At 63.9% G+C, this 20,232-nt stretch carries 18 protein-coding genes; 10 read left to right on the top strand and 8 right to left on the bottom strand.

The window, feature by feature from the left end; genetic code table 11:
• Positions 1–46: 46 nt before the first annotated feature.
• Positions 47–1,273: an ROK family transcriptional regulator gene (locus J2X76_RS09445; protein WP_113286424.1), complete on the top strand. Its 1,227-nt coding sequence runs from the start codon at positions 47–49 to the stop codon at positions 1,271–1,273.
• A 31-nt stretch (positions 1,274–1,304) separates the two neighbouring features.
• Positions 1,305–1,517, top strand: a complete 213-nt coding sequence (locus J2X76_RS09440) for a DUF3329 domain-containing protein (protein WP_113126613.1) — start codon at positions 1,305–1,307, stop codon at positions 1,515–1,517.
• An 8-nt stretch (positions 1,518–1,525) separates the two neighbouring features.
• Here J2X76_RS09440 and J2X76_RS09435 read toward each other — a convergent pair whose 3' ends face one another.
• On the bottom strand, positions 1,526–2,005 hold the full coding sequence (locus J2X76_RS09435) for a hypothetical protein (protein WP_113126614.1): 480 nt from the start codon (positions 2,003–2,005) through the stop codon (positions 1,526–1,528).
• A 244-nt stretch (positions 2,006–2,249) separates the two neighbouring features.
• Here J2X76_RS09435 and J2X76_RS09430 point away from each other — a divergent pair, with 244 nt between their 5' ends.
• Entirely contained in the window at positions 2,250–2,453 is a 204-nt protein-coding gene (locus tag J2X76_RS09430; protein WP_113126615.1) for a hypothetical protein, read from the top strand.
• Positions 2,454–2,540: 87 nt separating this feature from the next.
• On the opposite strand, the gene J2X76_RS09425 is transcribed toward J2X76_RS09430, so the two are convergent.
• From J2X76_RS09425 to J2X76_RS09415, 3 genes are read right to left on the bottom strand one after another with little or no spacing between them, the layout of a single operon-like run.
• Positions 2,541–3,383 (bottom strand): transglutaminase family protein, encoded by an 843-nt coding sequence (locus J2X76_RS09425; RefSeq protein WP_113286426.1) that lies wholly within the window; start codon positions 3,381–3,383, stop codon positions 2,541–2,543.
• Between the two features lie 27 nt (positions 3,384–3,410).
• A complete protein-coding gene (locus tag J2X76_RS09420) occupies positions 3,411–4,352 on the bottom strand; it encodes an alpha-E domain-containing protein (RefSeq protein ID WP_113126617.1) in 942 nt (313 codons plus the stop codon).
• 12 nt (positions 4,353–4,364) lie between these two features.
• Positions 4,365–5,774: a circularly permuted type 2 ATP-grasp protein gene (locus J2X76_RS09415; protein ID WP_113126618.1), complete on the bottom strand. Its 1,410-nt coding sequence runs from the start codon at positions 5,772–5,774 to the stop codon at positions 4,365–4,367.
• Between the two features lie 458 nt (positions 5,775–6,232).
• On the opposite strand from J2X76_RS09415, the gene J2X76_RS09410 reads away from it, so the two are divergent.
• From J2X76_RS09410 to J2X76_RS09400, 3 genes are all read left to right on the top strand, one after another.
• A complete protein-coding gene (locus tag J2X76_RS09410) occupies positions 6,233–7,519 on the top strand; it encodes an NAD(P)/FAD-dependent oxidoreductase (protein ID WP_310215282.1) in 1,287 nt (428 codons plus the stop codon).
• 63 nt (positions 7,520–7,582) lie between these two features.
• Entirely contained in the window at positions 7,583–8,458 is an 876-nt protein-coding gene (locus J2X76_RS09405) for a DMT family transporter (RefSeq protein WP_310216511.1), read from the top strand.
• Positions 8,459–8,545: 87 nt separating this feature from the next.
• Positions 8,546–9,289, top strand: a complete 744-nt coding sequence (locus tag J2X76_RS09400; RefSeq protein WP_310215279.1) for an SDR family oxidoreductase — start codon at positions 8,546–8,548, stop codon at positions 9,287–9,289.
• A 70-nt stretch (positions 9,290–9,359) separates the two neighbouring features.
• Here the strand turns inward: J2X76_RS09400 and J2X76_RS09395 are convergent, their stop codons facing one another.
• Together J2X76_RS09395 and J2X76_RS09390 are read right to left on the bottom strand one after the other, a co-directional pair.
• On the bottom strand, positions 9,360–11,093 hold the full coding sequence (locus J2X76_RS09395) for a DEAD/DEAH box helicase (protein ID WP_113126621.1): 1,734 nt from the start codon (positions 11,091–11,093) through the stop codon (positions 9,360–9,362).
• A gap of 404 nt (positions 11,094–11,497) precedes the next feature.
• The gene (locus J2X76_RS09390) at positions 11,498–11,854 is read right to left on the bottom strand and encodes a hypothetical protein (protein ID WP_113126623.1); all 357 of its coding nucleotides are present in this window, start codon (positions 11,852–11,854) and stop codon (positions 11,498–11,500) included.
• 468 nt (positions 11,855–12,322) lie between these two features.
• Here J2X76_RS09390 and J2X76_RS09385 point away from each other — a divergent pair, with 468 nt between their 5' ends.
• Positions 12,323–16,078 carry a response regulator gene (locus J2X76_RS09385; protein WP_310215276.1) on the top strand — a complete coding sequence of 1,252 codons (3,756 nt, stop codon included), beginning with the start codon at positions 12,323–12,325 and terminating at the stop codon, positions 16,076–16,078.
• Between the two features lie 15 nt (positions 16,079–16,093).
• On the opposite strand, the gene J2X76_RS09380 is transcribed toward J2X76_RS09385, so the two are convergent.
• Positions 16,094–16,657, bottom strand: coding sequence for a chemotaxis protein CheD (locus tag J2X76_RS09380; protein WP_162736507.1), 564 nt, complete (start codon positions 16,655–16,657; stop codon positions 16,094–16,096).
• Positions 16,658–16,984: 327 nt separating this feature from the next.
• On the opposite strand from J2X76_RS09380, the gene J2X76_RS09375 reads away from it, so the two are divergent.
• Positions 16,985–17,350 (top strand): hypothetical protein, encoded by a 366-nt coding sequence (locus tag J2X76_RS09375; protein ID WP_113126625.1) that lies wholly within the window; start codon positions 16,985–16,987, stop codon positions 17,348–17,350.
• A gap of 85 nt (positions 17,351–17,435) precedes the next feature.
• Here the strand turns inward: J2X76_RS09375 and mnmD are convergent, their stop codons facing one another.
• Positions 17,436–18,173 (bottom strand): tRNA (5-methylaminomethyl-2-thiouridine)(34)-methyltransferase MnmD, encoded by a 738-nt coding sequence (gene mnmD, locus J2X76_RS09370; RefSeq protein WP_310215271.1) that lies wholly within the window; start codon positions 18,171–18,173, stop codon positions 17,436–17,438.
• Between mnmD and J2X76_RS09365 the strand changes: the two genes are divergently transcribed.
• Both J2X76_RS09365 and J2X76_RS09360 read left to right on the top strand, forming a co-directional pair.
• Entirely contained in the window at positions 18,172–19,362 is a 1,191-nt protein-coding gene (locus J2X76_RS09365; protein ID WP_310215268.1) for an FAD-dependent oxidoreductase, read from the top strand. The two genes, mnmD and J2X76_RS09365, sit on opposite strands and share 2 nt — an antisense overlap.
• A gap of 124 nt (positions 19,363–19,486) precedes the next feature.
• A complete protein-coding gene (locus J2X76_RS09360; protein WP_113126628.1) occupies positions 19,487–20,194 on the top strand; it encodes a DUF1045 domain-containing protein in 708 nt (235 codons plus the stop codon).
• The last annotated feature ends 38 nt before the right edge of the window (positions 20,195–20,232 follow it).

Here is a 20,232-nt window from a genome sequence, read left to right as displayed (position 1 = left end):
AGGCACTGCCGTATCGACAGACGGAGTGAGGGAGGCGGCAAGCGGAATGCTGGCGAAATCGAGCACGGAACTGGTCCGGCAGCAGAACAGCGCGCTCGTGCTGTCTGCGCTGCGTCGCCATGGCCGGCTCGCGCATACGGAAATCTCCGATGCGACGGGGCTGGCGTCGGCCACGATCTCGTCGATCACCGCCGATCTGGAACGCGCCCGCATCATCGAAAAGAGCGAGCAGCAGGCGACCGTCGGCCGCGGCCGGCCGCGCGTCCTGTTCAGCCAGCGGCGCAATTGCGGCTATCTGATCACCGTCATCATCTCGTCGGACAGCATCCAGTATTCGCTGGTCGATTATGCCGGGACGCTGCTCGACCGGTTCACAGAACCGCGCGGGGAGGGCGGTACGGCTGCCTTCCTCGCCGCCATCTCGGCGGCACTGATACGGGTCGCGGAGCGTTCCCGGATAGATCGCGGCAGCGTGCTGCTCGTTTCGGTCAGCAGCAAGGGACTGGCGCATCCGACAGAACCGGTGCTCGTCTGGTCGCCGGTCTTCGGTTCGCAGCCGGTCGATTTCGCAGCGGCGCTGAAAGACGGCTGGCAGGCCAAGGTCATCCTCAACAACGAGACGCTGCTGGTGGCCGGCGCGCTGCTCGAGCGGCAGGCCAAGACCGAAGGCGGTGGCGAGCCGGTTCTGGCCGCGCTCTCGCTCGGCCACAGCATCGGGCTCGGGATCGCACGCAGGGCGCCTGCGGGCGTCCCGGAAATCTCGGCACCGAATTTCGGGCACATGCTGCACATGCCGAACGGCGGCCTTTGTCGTTGCGGCGCACGGGGCTGCGTCGAGGCCTATGCCGGTTTCTACGCCATTCTGCGCGCCGCCTTCGAGGTGCCGATGGATACGATCCCGGCGAAATTCGTGCCGGTGGCGGAGATCGACAAGATCGCCACCCGCGCCCGGCAGGGCAACCGCATGGCGCAGCTTGCCTTCCGCCATGCCGGCGCGGCGCTTGGTTTCGGCCTGTCGCGGCTGCTCAGCCTGCATGGTCCCATGCCGGTCTTCATCACCGGCCCCGGCACGCGTTACCAGGACCTGCTACAGGCAGGTATCGAGGAGGGGCTGGCGCAGACGCATGTGGTGCGGCTCGGCGGCATGCCGACACTCGCCATCGTGGCGGACGAGCCCTCGCTGGTGTTCGAGGGGCATCTCAACCTTGCATTTTCGATCGTAGACCAGGATATCATCGGATCACGCCAGAACATGCAGGCCGCCGGCGAATGACACGTGGCGACGACAGGGCGGGAGTGAGACCATGATCGATCCGAACCATCCCTTTTACCAGCCGCTGTGGCGCCGGGTGCTGATTCCGGCCGTGTGCGCCGCCTGGGCGATATTCGAACTGGTCGCCGGCGAACCTCTGTGGGCCGTCATCGTCGGCGCCACCGGGGCTTATGCCACCTACAAGCTGTTCATCGAGAAGAGGAAGCCGCCGGTCGAGAAGCCGGCCGACGATTCGCAGGACTGAGCTTTCCTCTAGCGCCAGAACAATCCCTTGATCGCGGTGTCGATCAGCAGGTTGGCGGTTTTCATGCGGGTATTGGCGTTTTCCCGGAATTCCGGCGCGACGCTGTCGGGATGGTTGGCTTTGGCGAAATGCCGGCGTTTCTCGCCAAGCGTCGCCTCGGTATCGGCGGAGGTGATGGCCAGCTCTTCCGCGATCTCCTCGGTCGTCAGGCGCAGCAGATGGGCGGGAAAGGCCGGTGCCGGCGGTTCCTCCGGCTCGGGCGCCGGATACTCCCGCTCCAGTTCGATTTCGGCGATGTCTGGAAGGAAGGCGAAATAGGCTTCGGTCCCGGCGGCGGCTACCGCCGGACCGTCATCCGTCGGCGCGACGAAACCCATGCCGAGCCCCTTGATGCGGAAGCCCGTGCCGGCCTCTTCGGCCTCGTCATCGCCTTGCTCCTGTCTCAGCCGCGTCAGCACGGACTGGAAGACCGATTGCCCGAACAGCATGCTCCATCCTCGTTTTCGAAGCGGGATCAGAGCATGCGGAGGTGGTGTCGGGCTTGCGACGTTTTCTTTCTCCCCTTGGAGAGAAGTGGTCAGAAAGACCGGATGAAGTGGTGTGGAGCGGCTCGGCGAACGTTGGAAATGAAACCGCAGAGCAAGATTGCGAAATCGGCTAGCAAATGTAGATCAACCAGCTCATTCAGGACGAGGATAATCCGAAAGAGACAATTGCGAGTGGAGGCGACAAATGGCAGAAAAGTCGAACGTTGAGTGGGGGCCTTGCTGCTTCTGCGGCAAAAATATCCAAGCTGAGATGCCCGATCCCTTGCGGATTACTGCTGAGACGTCCGCAGGTAAATGGCAAGTCTGGTTCGCCCACGCAGAATGTTTCAAGAAGCGCTTGGCCGATCCGCCGGAGGCCCCGGGGTTCTTCAATCCGGCCCACTTCTGATTTGTGGCTTGGCCCCTCCAACGCGGCGGCTAGACGGCGCGTGGCTTCGGGCCTCTCTTGGAGCCAAGCCGGCCCGTTCGTAAGGCCCTAAGCCTGCGTTTGGCTCTGCCCCTGCCCATTCTGGCTCTGCGTCTGTCCCGCGGCCACCGTCAGCGACACCTTGAGGTTTTCGCCGGCCGGGCCGAGGCGGATGCCGGAGACGGGGGCGCAGTCGCGGTAGCAGAGGCCGGAAGCGACCCGCACGTAGCTGTCGTTCGGGCAGATCTTGTTCGAAGCGTCGAAGCCGACCCAACCAAGGCCCGGCAGAAACACTTCCGCCCAGGCATGGGTCGCCGCCTGTTCGGTCGTTCCTTCCATCAGCAGGTAGCCGGAAATGTAGCGCGCCGGGATGTCGAGCAGGCGGGCTGCGGCAAGGAAGATATGCGCATGGTCCTGGCAGACGCCACTCCGGGCCTCCAGCGCCTGTTCGGCCGTCGTCTCGGTGCCGGTCGCACCGGGTACATAGGCGACGGTCTCGTGGATCGTCTCCATCAGCGCATGCATCCTGGCAAGCTCGCTGTCGCCCGTCAGGCTCCTGGCGAGTTCGCGGACGAGCTTGCCGGGCTTGGTGAGCGCCGTTTCGCGCAGGAACAGCCAGAGCGGGCAGAAGCCCTGGTGCGGCCCAAACACGCCGGCGCGGTCCTCCGTCTCCACTTCGCCGGATGCGGTGATGCGGATCGTGTGCTCGGCACCTTCGGTCGAGACCAGCTCGACGCGGTTGCCGAACTGGTCGGCGTAACCCGCCTCGATCTTGGCGCCGTCGACGGTGATCGACCAGTTTATGACCTTCTGGCCTGGCCCGTCGACCGGCGTCAGCCTCAGGCGCTGCAGAGAATAGGGCACCGGCTCGTCGTAGAGATATTCGGTCGTATGGGAGATCTTCAGCCGCATGTGCGGTAAATCCTGTGCCTGTTGGGCCTACTGGTAAAAGCGGTAGCCTTCGGTGATTTCGGCGCTGAGCTGGTTGTTGCGGCTGACGAAATCCTCCAGGAATTCGTGCAGCCCCTGGTCCATGATGTCGGAGATCGAGCCGCGCTTCAGCGTCGAGCGGATCGCCGCCGCCGTCTCGTGGGCCTTCAGCCGCTCGTCATAGGTCTGCGCCAGATAGTCCAGATTGCTGGTGATCTTCTCGTAGCAATAGGCCAGCGACCGCGGCATCTGCACTTTCAGGATCAGGAAGTCGGCGATGTTGGCGGACTGGTACTCGCCGTCATAGACCCAGCCGTAGGAACGGTGGGCCGAGACCGAGCGCAGGATCGATTCCCATTGGAAATTGTCGAGCGCCGAACCCACCTGGCTGACGGCCGGCAGGAGCACGTAATATTTCACGTCGAGGATGCGGCTCGTGTTGTCGGCGCGTTCGATGAAGGTGCCGATGCGCGAGAAATTGTAGAGGTCGTTCCGCAGCATCGAGCCGTGGAAGGCGCCGCGGATCAGGCCGCAGCGATGCTTGATGACGTCGATCAGTTCCGGCAGGTCGGCGGGCTTGAGCTTGCGGGCGAGCCGGGCCTTGAGGTCGAGCCAGGCTTCGTTGGTTGCCTCCCAGGTCTCGCGGGTCAGCGCGGTGCGCACCATTCGGGCGTTGTTGCGGCCCCATTCGATGCAGGACATGACGCTGGACGGGTTGGACGTGTCGCGCAGCAGGTAGTCGATCGCATCCGCGGCCGTCAGTTCGGCATGCACTTCCGAATAGGCCTCGCGCACGCCCGCGCTTTCCAGTACCCCGTGCCAGTCCTCGTCGGAGGAGCCGGCGCGGGTCAGCGACACGCGCAGGCCCGCATCGACGAGGCGGGCGATATTCTCGGCCCGCTCGATATAGCGGAACATCCAGTAAAGGCCGTTTGCAGTTCTTCCGAGCATGTCTCTACGACCTCAATCTTCCAGTACCCAGGTGTCCTTGGTGCCGCCGCCCTGGCTGGAATTGACCACCAGCGACCCCTGTTTCAGGGCAACGCGGGTGAGGCCGCCGGGGATGATCTTCACCTTGTCGGAGACGAGCACATAGGGGCGCAGGTCGACGTGGCGCGGCGCGATCCCCTTGTTGACGAAGATCGGCACGGTGGACAAAGCCAGCGTCGGCTGGGCGATGTAATTGGCGGGCTTGGCCGCCAGCTTTTCGGCAAATTCGGTGCGTTCCTTCTTCGTCGCCGTCGGGCCGACCAGCATGCCGTAGCCGCCGGACCCGTGCACTTCCTTGATGACCAGTTCCTCGATGTGCTCCAGCACGTATTTCAGGCTGTCCGGCTCCGAACAGCGCCAGGTCGGCACGTTTTCGAGCAGCGCCTTGCGGCCGGTATAGAACTCGACGATCTCGGGCATGTAGGAATAGATCGCCTTGTCGTCGGAAATGCCGGTACCGGGCGCATTGGCGATCGTGATGTTGCCGGCCCGGTAGACATCCATGATGCCTGGAATGCCGAGCGCCGAATCGGCCCGGAAGGTGAGGGGATCGAGAAAGTCGTCGTCGACGCGGCGGTAGAGCACGTCGATCGCCTCGTAGCCGCGTGTCGTGCGCATCTTGACGCGTCCGTCGATGACGCGCAGGTCGGCGCCCTCGACCAGTTCCACGCCCATCTGGTCGGCAAGGAACGAATGTTCGTAATAGGCCGAGTTGAAGATGCCCGGCGTCAGGACCGCGACGCGCGGCTTGCCCTTGCAGCCCGGAGGCGCGAGCGAGGCGAGCGACTGGCGCAGCAGCCGCGGATAGTCCTCGACCCGCTGCACCTTGTTCAGCGTGAAGAGTTCCGGGAACATCTGCATCATGGTTTCCCGGTTTTCCAGCATGTAGGAAACACCGGACGGCGTGCGGGCATTATCCTCCAGCACGTAGAACTGGTCCTCGCCGGTGCGCACGATGTCGGTGCCGACGATATGGGTGTAGACGCCGCCGGGCGGCTTGAAGCCGATCATTTCCGGCAGGAAGGCGACGTTCCTCTCGATCAGCTCGCGGGGGATGCGGCCTGCCTTGATGATCTCCTGCTTGTGGTAGATGTCGTCGAGAAAGGCATTGAGCGCCAGGACCCGCTGCTCGATGCCCTGCGCGAGCTTGCGCCATTCACGGGCAGAAATGATGCGGGGGATGATGTCGAAGGGGATGAGCTTTTCGGAACTGTCCGCGTGTCCGTAGACTGCGAAGGTGATGCCTGTCTTTCTGAATATGTTTTCCGCATCCTGGGTCTTGCGGATCAGGTGCGCAGCGTCCTGACTGGCATACCATTCGTGATAGGTCTTGTATGGCGGTCGCGGATTGTTGTCCGCAGTCAACATTTCATCAAATGCCAATGGCGCGTTCCCTTGTTTTCCTGCCATTTGAGTACAACGCTGAAGGCAATGCAAGAACTGTGCGCAATTGGCCGAAAAGAATTCTGCGCGGTGAAAAAAGCGAGGTTCGAACCGTCCCGCGCCAATAGATGCGCCGATTCAGGCGCTCGGCAAGCTCCCCGCTTCGGGACGAGCTGGAACGGCCTTCTGCCCTGAAAAACATCAGCTGCCCAAGCTCTGTTCAAATGCTGCCGGCCGGCATCCATTCAGCCCGCTGTTTGCGGGAGGGGCGGGGCCCGGGAAACCGCCGAATCTGCTGCTTGACAGAATTTCGGCTGTTCCGCATAAAGACCCCGGACGTGCGAAAGTCACGGCCCGGTAGGTAGTCCGGGTGGCGCTTTGCGTTCGTATAAGGGTTCGCTCATGGTGAGCGGGCACATCCTGTACGTCCTTTTCCGATGGCGGAAGAGGAGCGTCCCATGCCTAAGCTGAAAGTTATTGTCGTCGGTGCCGGCCTCGGCGGGCTTTGCCTTGCTCAGATGCTGCGTCGCGCCGATATCGAGGTTGAAATCTTCGAACGCGATGCCGGCCCCTGGGCCCGCCAGCAGGGTTATCGCCTGCATATCGATCGGGATGGGGTGAATGCCCTCAGGGAAGTCCTGCCCGACGATCTCTACCGGCTGTTCGAAGCGACCGCGATGCGGCCCTTGCCGTTCACGACGATCGTCGATACCGGCCTGAAGGAATTGCGGCGGATGCCGAGTGGCGGCCCGGACAGGGCGCCGCGGCACTGGCTTGCGGAGGGCGATCCGCAGCATGTCAATGTCGATCGCACCACCTTGCGGCATATTCTCCTGACCGGGCTGCAGGATGTCTGCCGCTTCGGCGCCCGGATGCTGCGTTATGAAACGGATGCCGAAGGGGTGACCGCCGTGTTTTCCGACGGCAGCACCGCGCGGGGAGACATTCTGGTCGGTGCCGACGGGATACGCTCCGCGGTGCGGCGGCAACGCCTTCCCGAGGCGCGGATCGTGGATACCGGAGTGGGCGCCATCTACGGCCGCATTCCGATCGAGCGGGTTCGTCACCTGCTGCCCGGGCAGGTTCTGGGTGACGTCTTCACTGTCGCGTCCGACGATCGCCGGGTGTTCTTCGGACTGGGGCCGGTGGTTTTCCCGAACCGTCCCGATGTCGCCTCCGGCCGGATCGCTCCGCAGGCGGGTCTTTCCAGCCAGGAGGACTATGTCGTCTGCATCGTCGGCGGTCGCCGGGAATATTTCCCCGGTGACGGTGCCATGCCGCGGGAGGCCGGCGGCCCGGAGCTTCAGGCGCTTTCGATCGGGATGCTGGATAACTGGCCGGAGGCGGCCGGGACTATCCTTGCCCACGGAGATCCGTCCTCCTTCTTCGCGATCGAGATGCACACGAGCGTACCATGCGATCTCCAGGAGACTTTTCGCGTGACGCTTCTCGGGGATGCCATCCATGCGATGACGCCGACGCTCGGACGAGGGGCAAACGTCGCCATGCGCGACGCGGCGCTGCTCGGACATGCGATCGTCGCCGTCGAGCGCGGCGAGGTCGGTCTTGCGCTCGCACTCAACGCCTATGAGCGGGAGATGACCGATTATGGTTTCAGCGTGGTGCGCGAGTCGGCTGCCATGGGGCAAAGGCTGATGGGGCAGGATCCGCTTCCGGCGCAACGATCGCACCGCGTCGCCTTTCTCAAGCGGCGTTCATTGCAGCCATCAGTTTTTCTGCTTTGACGCATGCCCGGACAGGCAATAAGCAGGCGGTTTCCTCCTAGAAACAGCGATGCCGGAAATGCCATCATGCTCGATCGTCTGGCTCCGGCCCTCTTCGTCCTCCTCTGGTCCACGGGCTGGATCGTCGCGAAATATGCGGCGAAACATGCCGATCCGCTGACGTTCCTGGCCGGGCGCCATGCGCTCGCCGCCGCGGCTTTTTTCGTCGTCTGCCTGATCACCCGGGCGAAATGGCCGAGGAGCCGTGTCCAGATCGGGCACGCGATGTTCTCCGGCGTTTTCCTGCACGGGCTTTACCTTGCCGGCGTCTGGTATGCGATCGGGCAGGGCGTGCCGGCCGGCCTTTCCGGCATCATCGCCGGGCTGCAGCCGCTCCTGACCGCCCTGGTCGCGCCGCTTTTCCTCGGCGAGCGCCTCAAGCCCCTGCAGAAGGTCGGCCTGGCGCTCGGCTTCGCCGGCATTCTACTCGCGATCTCGCCGCAGCTTCTCGACGTCTTCGAACGCGGGCTGGCCGGACTTGCGGTTCCGGTGCTGATCAACCTCGTCGCCATGACGTCGGTCACCTACGGCACGCTCTATCAGAAGCGCCACCTGCAGGAGGGCGACCTGTTCTCGATCGCGACGCTGCAATTCGTCGGCGCACTGGCCGTCACGATCCCGCTGGCGCTCGCTCTTGAAAACCTGCGCTTCGACTGGACCCACGAGGCGGTCTTCGCCATGGGCTGGTCGGTTTTCGGCCTGTCGATGGGCGCTGTCGGCCTGCTGCTCTACCTCATCCGCCGCGGGCAGGTGTCGCGTGCCGCCTCGCTCATCTACCTGATGCCGCCGGTCGTGGCGATCGAGGCGGCCATCCTGTTCGGCGAACCGCTGACCTGGCCGATGATCGTCGGCACGGTGATCGTGGTCGCAGGCGTCTACATGGTCAACCGGAAGGCTTGAGGGCGTTTTTCGCCCGGTCAGGAAACGGGTGTCGGCGGGAGCCGGGCAGTCATAGACAGCGGATGTAAACCCAACAGGAGCTACATCATGCTGACCAACAAGGTTGCCATCGTCACCGGCGCATCCAGCGGCATCGGCCGCGCCGCCGCCCTTCTTTTCGCCCGGGAGGGCGCGGCTGTCGTTGCCAATGCGCGAGGCGAGGCAGAACTGCTGAAGCTTGTTTCCGAGATCGAGGCGGCCGGCGGCCATGCGGTCGCCGTGGCGGGCGATGTCGCGGACGAGGAGACCCACCGGAGATTGCTCGACGCCGCGCTTGGCCGGTTCGGCGGTCTCGACATTGCCCTCAACAATGCCGGCACGGTCGGGCCCTACAAGCCGCTCGGGGAGGTGACGCGACAGGAGTGGCAGGATACCGTGACCGCCAACCTCACGAGCGCCTTCCTCGGTGCTCGCTCGCAGATCCCGGCCATGGTCGAACGCGGCGGCGGATCGATCATCTTCACCTCCACCTTCGTCGGCACCAGTGTCGGCATTCCCGGCATGGGCACCTATGGCGCATCCAAGGCCGGGATCATGGGTCTGGTGAAGGGGATTACGGCCGACTACGGCGCGCGCGGCATACGCGCCAATGCATTGTTGCCCGGCGGCACCGACACTCCTATGGCCGGCGATGCGGCACAGAAGGAATGGGCGGCGGGTCTGCACGCCCTCAAGCGTATCGCCCAGCCCGAGGAAATCGCCCGGGCGGCCCTTTTCCTGGCAAGCCCGATGGCGAGCTTCGTGGCCGGGTCGGCGCTCTTTGCCGACGGAGGGAACGCCGCGGTCAAATGACAAAAAAAGAGGCCGCGTGAGCGGCCTCTTTCTCTTTGTTTTGTTGTGCTTACGCCGTTGTTGGCTCTGCTTACGCCGGGCGGCGCTTGCGGCCCTGCTGGCCGCCGTTGCGGTTGTCGTTGCCGAACTTCACCGGGCCGCGGTTGTCACCGTTTGCCGGGCGGGCCTGGCCGCCGTTATGCGCCTTGCGCTGGGCGCCCGGTTCATGGGCGCCGTGTGCCGCGTGGGCGGCCGGAGCACCATTGCCCTTGCGGTGGTCGTTGCGGGCCGGACGGCCTTCGCCGTTCTTCATCCCATCCTGGGGGCCGAACTGCTTCTTGGCCGGGCGGAAATCCGACGTCGTCGCCAGGTCGTTGTCGGCTTCGAAGCGCGGGGCTTCCTCGCCGCGACGCTGGCCGCGGAAATCGTCATTGCGGCGGTTGTCGCGCTGCGGACGGTCACCATGGGGGCGATCGCCGTGCGGGCGGGCCGGGCGTGCGGGACGATCTCCACCCTCGGCGCCGTCGGCAGCGAAGAACGGCTTGCGGGCCGGACGTTCGCGACGCTCAGGACGGCCTTCGCCCTGCGGACGGCCTTCGCCGCCATGACCGCGACCCTGGCCATTGCCGCCACGGCCGCGATTTGCGCCGCCGCGGTTGTTGCCGCCGCCACGCGACGGACGGCCCATGCCTTCCGGACGCTGGCCGGATGCGGTGGTGATCTCGATGCCCATCAGCTTCTCGATATCGCGCAGCAGGCCGGTTTCGTCCGTGGCGCAGAAGGCGATGGCGATGCCGTCGCGGCCGGCACGCGCGGTACGGCCGATACGGTGCACGTAGGCGTCCGGCACTTCCGGCAGGTCGTAGTTGAAGACATGCGTGACGCCGGGAATATCGATGCCGCGGGCAGCGACGTCGGTCGCCACCAGAACGCGGATCTCGTTGTCACGGAAGGCCTTGAGGGCGCGTTCGCGCTGGCCCTGGCTCTTGTTGCCGTGGATCGAGGCGACCTTGAAGCCGATATGCTCGAGATGCTTGGAAAGCTTCTCGGCGCCGTGCTTGGTACGCAGGAAAACCATGGCGCGGCCATCCGGGTTCTCTTCGAGCGACTTCTTGAGAAGATCGGTCTTGTCGTTCTTGCCGGCGACGAAATGGACGAACTGTTCGACCTTGTCGGCGGCCTTGCCCGGAGGCGTGACGGAGACCTGGACCGGATCCTTCAGGAAGTCGGCGGCAAGATCGGCGATCGCCTTCGGCATGGTGGCCGAGAAGAGCAGGGTCTGGCGGCGGGCCGGGACCATTTTCGAAATCTTGCGCAGGTCGTGGATGAAGCCGAGGTCGAGCATCTGGTCGGCTTCGTCGAGCACCAGGTAACGGACCGTGGTCAGGCCGATGGCGCGGCGGGCGACGAGATCGAGCAGGCGGCCGGGGGTCGCGACGAGGATGTCGGTGCCTTTTTCAAGCTGCAGCTGCTGCTTGTTGATCGAAGCGCCGCCGACCACCGCATTGATCTTCAGCGGCGTGTTGCGGACATAGCTCTTCAGGTTGACGGCGATCTGGTTGACCAGTTCGCGGGTGGGCGCAAGGATAAGCGTCCGGGTGGTGCGGTTGTCGGGGCGCTTCTGCTCCTTGAGGAGCATTTCGATCAGGGGGAGACCGAAGGCGGCGGTCTTGCCGGTGCCGGTCTGGGCGAGGCCGATCATGTCGCGGCCTTCGAGAAGCTGGGGGATCGCCTGGGCCTGAATAGGGGTGGGCGTCTCGTAACCAAGCGCAAACAGGGTGGCTACGAGCTGCTTGGTGAGGCCAAGCTCATGGAAATTCGTCAAGTCGAATACCTTTTCGGGGCGCCAAAAGCGTATCGCCGGGCTGGCACCATGCCGTCCGGTCTGCCTTTGGCGTCAAGAACCCCGCGTGAAGTGGGAACTTGCAAGTTGGAAATTGCTCTCCAGCGCTTAAACCCTCCGGGATCGAGGGCGATCTATCTTTGCGCCTTGTTCCTTCTTCGCGGTTGTCTTTAAGACGCGGGGCCAACTCACGCGGCGGCCGGAAGGTGAAAGCTGAGGCGCATTTGGTGGTTTTCCGGGCAAAAGTCAAGCAGATGTTTCGCAATCGCGAAATGGAGCGGCCTTCGGGCGCGGTCCGAAACAGCGCCCGAAGGCGATTTCAAATGCAAAGAGCCCGCCTCCGCCGGTGGCGGAAGCGGGCTCGATTTCATTTTTCGGATCCCCGATCAGCGCGAGCAGACCTCGACGCGATAGGGCTCGCCATAACGGTTGCGGCGCCATTCGAGTTCGCAGACCGGCGGATAGTCGCGATAATAGGCGCGGCGGTAATAAACCGGCGGCGGGGGCGGGGGAGCGTAGTCGTATTCCGGCTCCACATATTCGGGCTCGGCATAGGCGGGCCGCTGCGATCCGGCGATGATCGCGCCGCCGATGATGCCGCCGGCAAGGCCTGCGGCCACGCCCGGCCAGACGTTGCGATGGTGGCGGTCGCGGGCTTCAGCCGCCGGAGCGGTCACCGTCAGGGCGCCCGCTACGGACAGTGCGACGAGGCCAAGTGATATCGTCTTTCTCAATGCCGACATGTTTTTTCCTTTCCCTTTTTGTCCTCAAGGGGTGCAGAAATGGTCGCGCCGAAACGCGGCAGATTGATGAAGACGATTTCCCAATAGTCTGAACGGACATTCAGCTTGGTGCCGCCTTCGGTTGATTTTCGTCAAGTCTGAGCAATCGCTAATGGATATTGCGGCGAAATCGTGGCGGCAATGCGGAAAAGACTTGACGTCGCCCTTTCTGCCTAAGTCTCGGATTTTGTGTTCCGATCGCGCTTCGGTCAGCCGCAGACGGCGCGGCAGGGACGAAGTTGAGAATGTCGGCATTCGACCTCAGGCTGTGGTCTCGGGCGAATGCCGGCGCCTATGATTGACAAATGCCAGAAATGACAAGTCGTACTGTTTCAACAACACGATGTTAACACCCGCTATGGTGTTATCAGTCGATTGGGGAAAAACGAATCGAGCCGGGTATCGGCCGGCACGAAGGAGCGGGGGAAGGTGGACACCGAAAGCGAACTCTTGAAAACGGCATGCGCGCGGATCAACGATCTCGCCGAACCTGCCTTCATCAAGGACAGCGCCCTCAACTACGTGGCGGTAAACGCCGCCTATGCGCGCCTTTTCGGCCTGCATCCGAGCGACTTCGCGGGCAATACCAGCCGTGGCCTTGCAGGGGCGCCGGAAGATGCCGACCGCAAGGAAAAGGAATGCCGGGCGATCGTTTTCGGCACCGACGAGACGGCGCTCTGTTTCGACCGGTCCGGCGTGGTTCGCCACGAGATCAATATCGAGCGGTTCCTGACCGAAGACGACCATACCTATCTTTTCGGCGCGTTCGGAGCGATTCCGCGCATCGGCGCCGTTTCCGAGCCCAAGGACGTTGCCCCGCCTGCGGTTGCTGTACGCGCCGTCGTCCCCGCCGGCGGGTCGCATACCGGAAGTGCAAGGCCCGTCGCGCCGTTTTCGCCGTTCAACAATGCCCTTCTCGACGATGCCCTCGACATGCTCGAAATGGGTATCGGCATCTACGACAAGCATAACGTTCTGCTCTACTGCAACTCGCAGCTCATCAACCATTTCGAGTCGATCTCGATCGACGTCCAGCCGGGCATCACGCTCAGGGACATCCTCGGATTCGCCTACGATCGCCGTCACCGGGTGTCACCGGCGAGTTTCGGCCCCGATGCTCCTGACAAGGAGGCATGGATTGCCGAGCGAATGAAGCCGTTCGACCTTCCCTATTCGGAAAGCACCGACCAGCTTTCGGACGGGCGCTGGCTGCGCAGCATCAACAAACGCCTCGAAAACGGCCTGCTGATCGCCATCCGCCACGACGTGACGGAATTCAAGGAGCAGGAAATGCTCCTGCGCGCCCATGTCTCGGAAACGGACCTGTTTCGCGCCGTGCTCGAAGACCTGCCGGTGCCGGTGTTCGTGCGCAACAGCGACCGCCAGCTCACCTATGCCAACGCCGCCTACGAGGCGATGCTCGGCAAGCCCAGGACCCATTTCCTCGGCAAGACCGAGACGGAAATGTTCCCCGGCGCGGCCGATCGTTTCCGTCTCGAAAACGACCGCGTGATGATGGGCGAGGATATCGAGAAGTCGGAGGACATCACCTTCCCCGACGGATCGGTCGTGCCGGTCATCACGCATCTGCGCCGGGTGACCACCAATGACGGCGCGCACAATCTCGTCGGTTCGCGCATGGACGTCTCCCTCATCAAGGAGGCGCAGAACAAGGCGGAGAAGATGGGCAAGGATCTGCAGACGATCCTGCACGCCATGCCTGTCGGCGTGGCGATCCTCGACGCGCAGTTCCTGTTCGAATACGCCAACCCGGCCTTCTATGCCTTCTGGGATGCCGGAGAGCAGTTCGAGCTGCCGGGGCGTTCCTACCGGGATTTTCTGAAAGTCAATTTCGACCACGGCATCTACAGCGGCTCGACGCGCAGCTTCGAGGAGATCTACCAGGAGCGCATCGCCGCCCTGACCGACGGCCAGGAACGGCCGCCGATCGAGGTGAAAAGCCGCAACGGCCTGGTGATCGTGATTTCCGGCACCCAGCTTTCCGGCGGAAAGATCCTGCTGAGCTACATGGACATCACCGCCGTGCGCAAGCGCGAGCAGGAGATCCAGGAAGCCCGCGCGGCGCTGGAAGCCCATGGCGCGCTGATGCGCGACGCGACGAGCGCCATGTCGCAAGGCCTGCTCATCCTGCATGACGGCGAGATCATCTTCTCCAACGACGCGCTGCCGGCCATGCTCGACATGCCGGCCGAGATGGTGGGCGCCGGATGCCTGTGGCGCGATCTCTTCCGCTATTGCGCAAGGCGCGGCGATCTCGGCACGCCCGAGGAGGCGGTGGCGACGCTCAAAGCCTGGGAGGATAACGTCGCTGCCGGCAAGCCGGTATTCGCCGCCTTCCGCATCGAGGGCGCCAAGTGGATCCATGTCGAGGCCAAGCTGACTGGCAGCGACCATTGGCTGGCGGTCTTCACCGACGTCACCGAGATGAAGAGCCGTGAGGAGGAGCTGACCCGTCTCCTGCAGCGCGCCGAGGCCGCCGACCGGGCTAAGTCGGAATTCCTCGCCAATATGAGCCATGAGATCCGCACCCCGATGAACGGCGTGCTCGGCATGGCCGAACTGCTTGCCAAGTCCAATCTCGACACCCGCCAGAAGACCTTCATCGACATCATCGTCAAGTCGGGCAACGCGCTCTTGACGATCATCAACGACATCCTCGACTTCTCCAAGATCGATGCCGGCCAGATGAAGCTGCGCAAGGCGCCGTTCGATCCGGTCGAGGCGATCGAGGACGTGGCGACGCTTCTGTCCTCCTCGGCCGCCGAAAAGGATATCGAGCTGATCGTGCGCGGCGACGCCTCGGTCCGCGAGACGGTGATGGGCGATGCCGGCCGTTTCCGCCAGATCATCACCAATCTCGTCGGCAATGCGGTGAAATTCACCGAAAAGGGACATGTCTTCATCGATCTGAGGTCGGAGGCGAAAGGCCCCCGCGAGATGATGCTGTCGATCCGCATCGAGGATACCGGGCTCGGCATTCCCGAAGAGAAGCTGAAATCCGTGTTCGAAAAATTCTCGCAGGTCGATACGTCCTCGACGCGCCGGCACGAGGGCACCGGGCTCGGGCTTGCGATCACCGCGGGCCTGACCGAGCTGTTCGGCGGTCATATCGACGTGACGAGCGAAGTCGGACGCGGTTCGGTCTTCACCGTCCACCTGCCGTTCCAGGTGGTCAGCGAACGCAATATCCTGACGGCCCTGCCGATCAACACGAGCGGCGCGCGCATCCTCGTCGTCGACGACAATGCCGTGAACCGCCGCATCCTCACCGAACAGCTCAGCATGTGGGGTTTCGACACGGTGGCGGCCGAGAGCGGCGCCGAGGGACTGGCGATCCTCACCGAGGCGGCCCGTATCGGCGTTTTCGTCGATGCGATCGTACTCGACTACCACATGCCGGAGATGAACGGGCTCGATTTCGCAAGACACCTCAGGCGCGACCCGCGCTTCGACGGTACCGGCGTGGTTTTCCTCACGTCGATGGACATGGCCGGCGACGACAGCATGTTCGCCGCCCTCAACATCCAGGCGCATCTGATGAAGCCGGCGCGCGCCAACCTGTTGCGCAGCACGATCATCGATGTCGTCCGTTCGATCCGCACCAGGCGGCGGGCAATCGAGGCGGAGCAGGCGGCGGCCCGGCCGCAGGCGCAGCCAGTGGTCCAGGCCGTGGCTCCGGCCGCCGTCGCCGCGCCGTCGAGTTCCGTCCCGGTAATCGCCGAGGAACCGGCAGCCCCGGTCTCCACGCCTCCCATGCAGGCCGCACCGACGCTCGACGTGCTGGTGGCCGAGGACAACGAGGTCAACCAGATCGTCTTCACCCAGATTCTGCAGACAACCGGCTGGCTGTTCCAGATCGTCAAGAACGGCGCGGAAGCCGTCGAGGCGTGGAAGAAGCACGATCCGGCCGTGATCATCATGGACGTCTCGATGCCGGTCATGAACGGGCATCAGGCGACCCAGAAGATCCGCGAGCTCGAACAGGAAACGGGCACCCATACACCGATCATCGGCGTCACGGCGCATGCGCTCGAAAGTGACCGCGAGCTCTGCTTCCAGGTCGGCATGGACGATTATCTTTCGAAGCCGATCAGTCCCGAGGCGCTCGAGGCCAAGATCCGCAACTGGCTCGGCGGCGCTATCGTGAGTTCCGCCTCGAATTAAGCCGGCAAGGCCCCGTCAGTATCGCCTTTCCCGCGATGCCGCCCACGGCATGCCGGAAAGCGAGGGGCTGGAAAGCGAAGGGCCGGAAAGCGAGAGGCCGGAAATCGATGGGGCCGGGAGGGTGTCGGCCGTGATCCTCATCTGCACTCTGCCCGTCGTCGGGTGAAAGGCGATCCAGCGCGCCAGGTCGTCGCCCAGGCTGGCATCGACAAGCTTGATGCCTTCCTCCAGAAGAAAGCGCCTTGCGAAGGCCGCATTGAGAGATCCCGGATCGTAGCCGCTCGATTTGCGCGAGCGGCCGCCGAACAGCTTGGCGCGAAGATTTCGGCGTTCCGCGCCGAGGCTATAAAGATCGTCGACCAGCGCGCGCATGGCCGGCTCGCCATACCGTTCCGGGCGGTCGACGGTCTCCTGTCCGCCGCATGTCGGCAGGAGGAAATGGTTCAGTCCCCCGATGGCAACGAGAGGATCGTAGATGCAGGCCGAGACGCAGGAGCCGAGGACGGTCATCAGCACGACACCGGGGTCGCACGATACCGCGTACTGGCCGCCAATGACGTGCAGGGGTTGGAAGTCCATGAGGTTCATCTAATGCCCTAAATCCGTGTATGCCGACAGCAGCTTCCCGCAAAAGTATGAAGGTGCCGGGCTGAGAGGAAGGACCAAGAATGAGGGGCGAGAAATTCGGACTAGCCCAGTTTTCATAACTGGAAGCAGGTTTTTGGCATTTTTCGCGCGTCAATTGTGCCGGGTCGAACCTGCCGATGCGCCGATCCGGCGATCGCACGTCGGTGCGATCGGTTTTCCGTTCAGGAACCATTAAGCACGGGACGTGCATTGTCCGCGAATACCGAGCCCCTTCCTGCCGCTTTAGAGCGCGACTCGGTGGAAACGGAGACGCTTGCGATGAAGAAGATGATTGTCTCGGCGCTGATCCTGGCCGCTACCTGCACCAGCATCGTGTTGCCGGCCGGCGAAGCGGCGGCCCAGCAGTGGGACAGACACTACGACCGATATGACAGATATGACCGATACGACCGCCGTGGGCCTCCGCCGCGCAGACATCACAACAATACCGGTGCGGTGATCGCCGGCGGCCTGGCCGCAGGCGTCATCGGCGGCCTGATCGGCGGCGCAATCGCCAATGACGGCGGGCCGCGCTACATCGACCCGCCACCGCCGCCCCGGCCGCGCTGCTGGTACGAGGACCGCCGCGTGCGCAACGCCTATGACGGCGGCTGGCACATGGAAAGCCTGCGCGTCTGCCAATAGGCCGCCGCGTGACCCGATGGATGGCAGCCGGTCGTCAGGCCGGCTGTTCTGCGTCGGGTGCCCCCTTTTGCGCCGGGTGACCGTTTCAGGATGCCGGCTTGATGCCGCACAACATCTCGCGCTTGCCCGCAAAACCTGGACGCCGCTCCACGACGAAGCCGGCCGCCTGAAGGTTTCGCCGTACGAAGCCGGCGGCGGCATAGGTGCCGAACGTGCCGCCGGGCAAGGTCCTGCCGTGGATCGCCTGCATGATTTCGGGCGACCACATGTCGGGATTGCGGGACGGCGCAAAGCCGTCGAGGAACCAGGCGTCGAAATCCGCCTCGGCCAGGGAAACGCCTTCGAGCGCCGGGCCGCAGACGACGGTGAGCCGGGTCTGGGTATCGGCCTCGATCACCACATGGCCGGCAGGCCCGTCAGGCCATGCCCCGACCAGCGCCTGCCGTTCCGCGTCGATCTCCGGCCAGCGGGCAAGCGCCCGATCGATCTCGTCGCGCTGCATCGGATAGAGCTCGAACGAGGTGAAATGCAGCTTTGCGCCGGGGGCGCGGAAAAGCTTCCATTGCCGCCAGGTCTCGCAGAAATTCAGGCCGGTGCCGAAGCCGAGTTCGCCTATCCGGAAATTCTGACGCCCTTCCCAGCGCTCCGGCAGGCCGTTGCCGGCCAGGAACGTGTGGCCGCATTCCAGCCGCCCGTCGGTGCGGCAATAAAAGTGATCGCCAAATTTCTGGGAATAGGGCATATCGCCCTCATGCCAATCCAGGGCCTGGGCATCGGGATTCTGGCTGTCGGTCGCACGAACTTCAGGATGACGATCACTCATGGGACATGCGGATAATCCTGCCGGCTTCGGCGGTCAATCTCATGTCCTTCCGTCATCCGCGGATCTCGTCATCGTCGGTGGCGGCGTCATGGGCCTGTGGGCGGCGGTCAAGGCCGAGCGTCTGGGTATCCGCACCCTGCTTGTCGATGCCGGCCCGCTGGGGCAGGGGGCGAGCGGCGGGCTGCTCGGCGCCCTGATGCCGCACATGCCGGACAAATGGAACGACAAGAAACAGTTCCAGTTCGATGCGCTCCTGTCGCTGGAAGACGAGATCGCCGAGCTTGAGGCCGAGACCGGGATGGCCTGCGGCTACCGCCGGTCCGGCCGGCTGATCCCGCTGCCGAAGCCGCATCTGCGAAAGATCGCGCTCGGCCATTCGGCCGATGCCGAAGCGTGCTGGCGGCGCGGCGAGCGGCGTTTCCACTGGCATGTGCTCGACCGCCCCCCGCAGAAGGGGTGGCCGGATGCCTCCTTTGCCGCGGCCGGCCTCGTCCACGACACCTTTGCGGCGCGCGTATCGCCGCGCGGCCTAGTTTCGGCGCTTGCCGCCTTCCTTCGATCCGCGGGCCATGTGCAGGTCGTCGAGGGGATCGAGGCGGAGACGATCGACCCGGTATCGAATAGGATTATATTCCGCGGGGGCGAAAGCGTCGCGTTCGGGCACTGCATCGTCTCGGCCGGCCACCGATCCTTCCCGCTGCTTGAAGGGATTTCGCCACCCTATCCGCGTCTCATCGGCCAGCCGGTCAAGGGACAGGCGGCCCTGCTGAAGGCCGATATCGACCCCGCCCTGCCGGTGATCTTCCTGAACGGTCTTTATGTGGTCGCTCACGAGGGTGGCCATGTGGCGGTCGGCAGCACCAGCGAGGATGTGTTCGACGATCCGTCCTCGACCGATATCCAACTCGACGACCTCATCTTGCGTGCCCGGGCACTGGTGCCGGCCCTGGCCAAGGCCCCGGTTGCCGAGCGCTGGGCGGGATTGAGGCCGAAGGCGATCGACCGCGATCCGATGGTCGGCCCGCATCCCGATCACGCCCGAGTGATTGCGCTCACGGGTGGTTTCAAGGTGAGTTTCGGCATCGCGCACAGGTTGGCGGATGCGGCGCTCAATGCCGTGAATGGCCGGGAAATGCGGCTTCCGTCGTCATTCACGCTCGCCAATCATCTGGCGGTCGCCTCGCGTTAAACGCGAGTTTTCGGCCCTCCGCGTCGTTATTCTGTCACGCAAATCACTTAACCCCCACCGCAGGGATTGTTGAGCAATGCGTAAAACAACGGGGTTGCTGAAAAGGACGTTCAGAAGGTGACGCATGCGCTATGCCATTCATTTCACGCCTCCGGCGCATGATCCGCTGACGCTGGCCGCGGCCCAGTGGCTTGGCCGCAACGCCTTTTCGGGCGATGCGACGGAGCCGCCGGCAATCCGCGGCATGGGCATTCACGAGGTCGCTTTCCACACCGCACTGCCGCGCCGCTACGGTTTCCATGCGACGCTGAAGGCGCCGTTCCGGCTGGCGCCCGACGTTACCGAATCGATGCTGCTGCGCCACCTGATGCGGTTTGCCGGAACCCACAGCCCGTTCGAGCTGCCCAGGCTCGAAGTCGTGCGGCTCGGCAATTTTTTCGGCCTGGCGCCGGTCGTGCCCTGCGACACCATGCGGTTTCTTGCCGCGTCCGTCGTCCAGGAATTCGACAATTTCCGCACGCCGCTGACCGAGGCAGAACTGGAACGCAACGATCCGGGCAATCTGTCTGCACCGCAATTCGCCAACCTGCACCGCTGGGGCCATCCTTACGTGATGGACGAGTTCCGGTTCCACATGACGCTGACCGGCCCGTTGCTGCCGGTCGAGATGCCGCGTTTCGATCTGGCGCTGCGCGACTATTTCGAACCCTACCTGAAAAAGCCGGTCGAGATCGCCAATCTGGCGCTGTTCATCGAGGAAGAGCCGGGCGCTCCTTTCCAGGTGCATTCGCTGCATCCGATGGGTCGCGTGGCGGCGCGCAAGATCGCCTGAAAGACTGAAGGCGGTCACTTTTGTTCAAGAGGCCGGCG

The sequence above is a fragment of the Neorhizobium sp. 2083 genome, from assembly GCF_031455615.1.
Lineage (GTDB): Bacteria > Pseudomonadota > Alphaproteobacteria > Rhizobiales > Rhizobiaceae > Neorhizobium.
The sequence above is the reverse complement of the archived record's forward strand: the minus strand, read 5'-3'. Positions and strand labels throughout refer to the sequence as shown.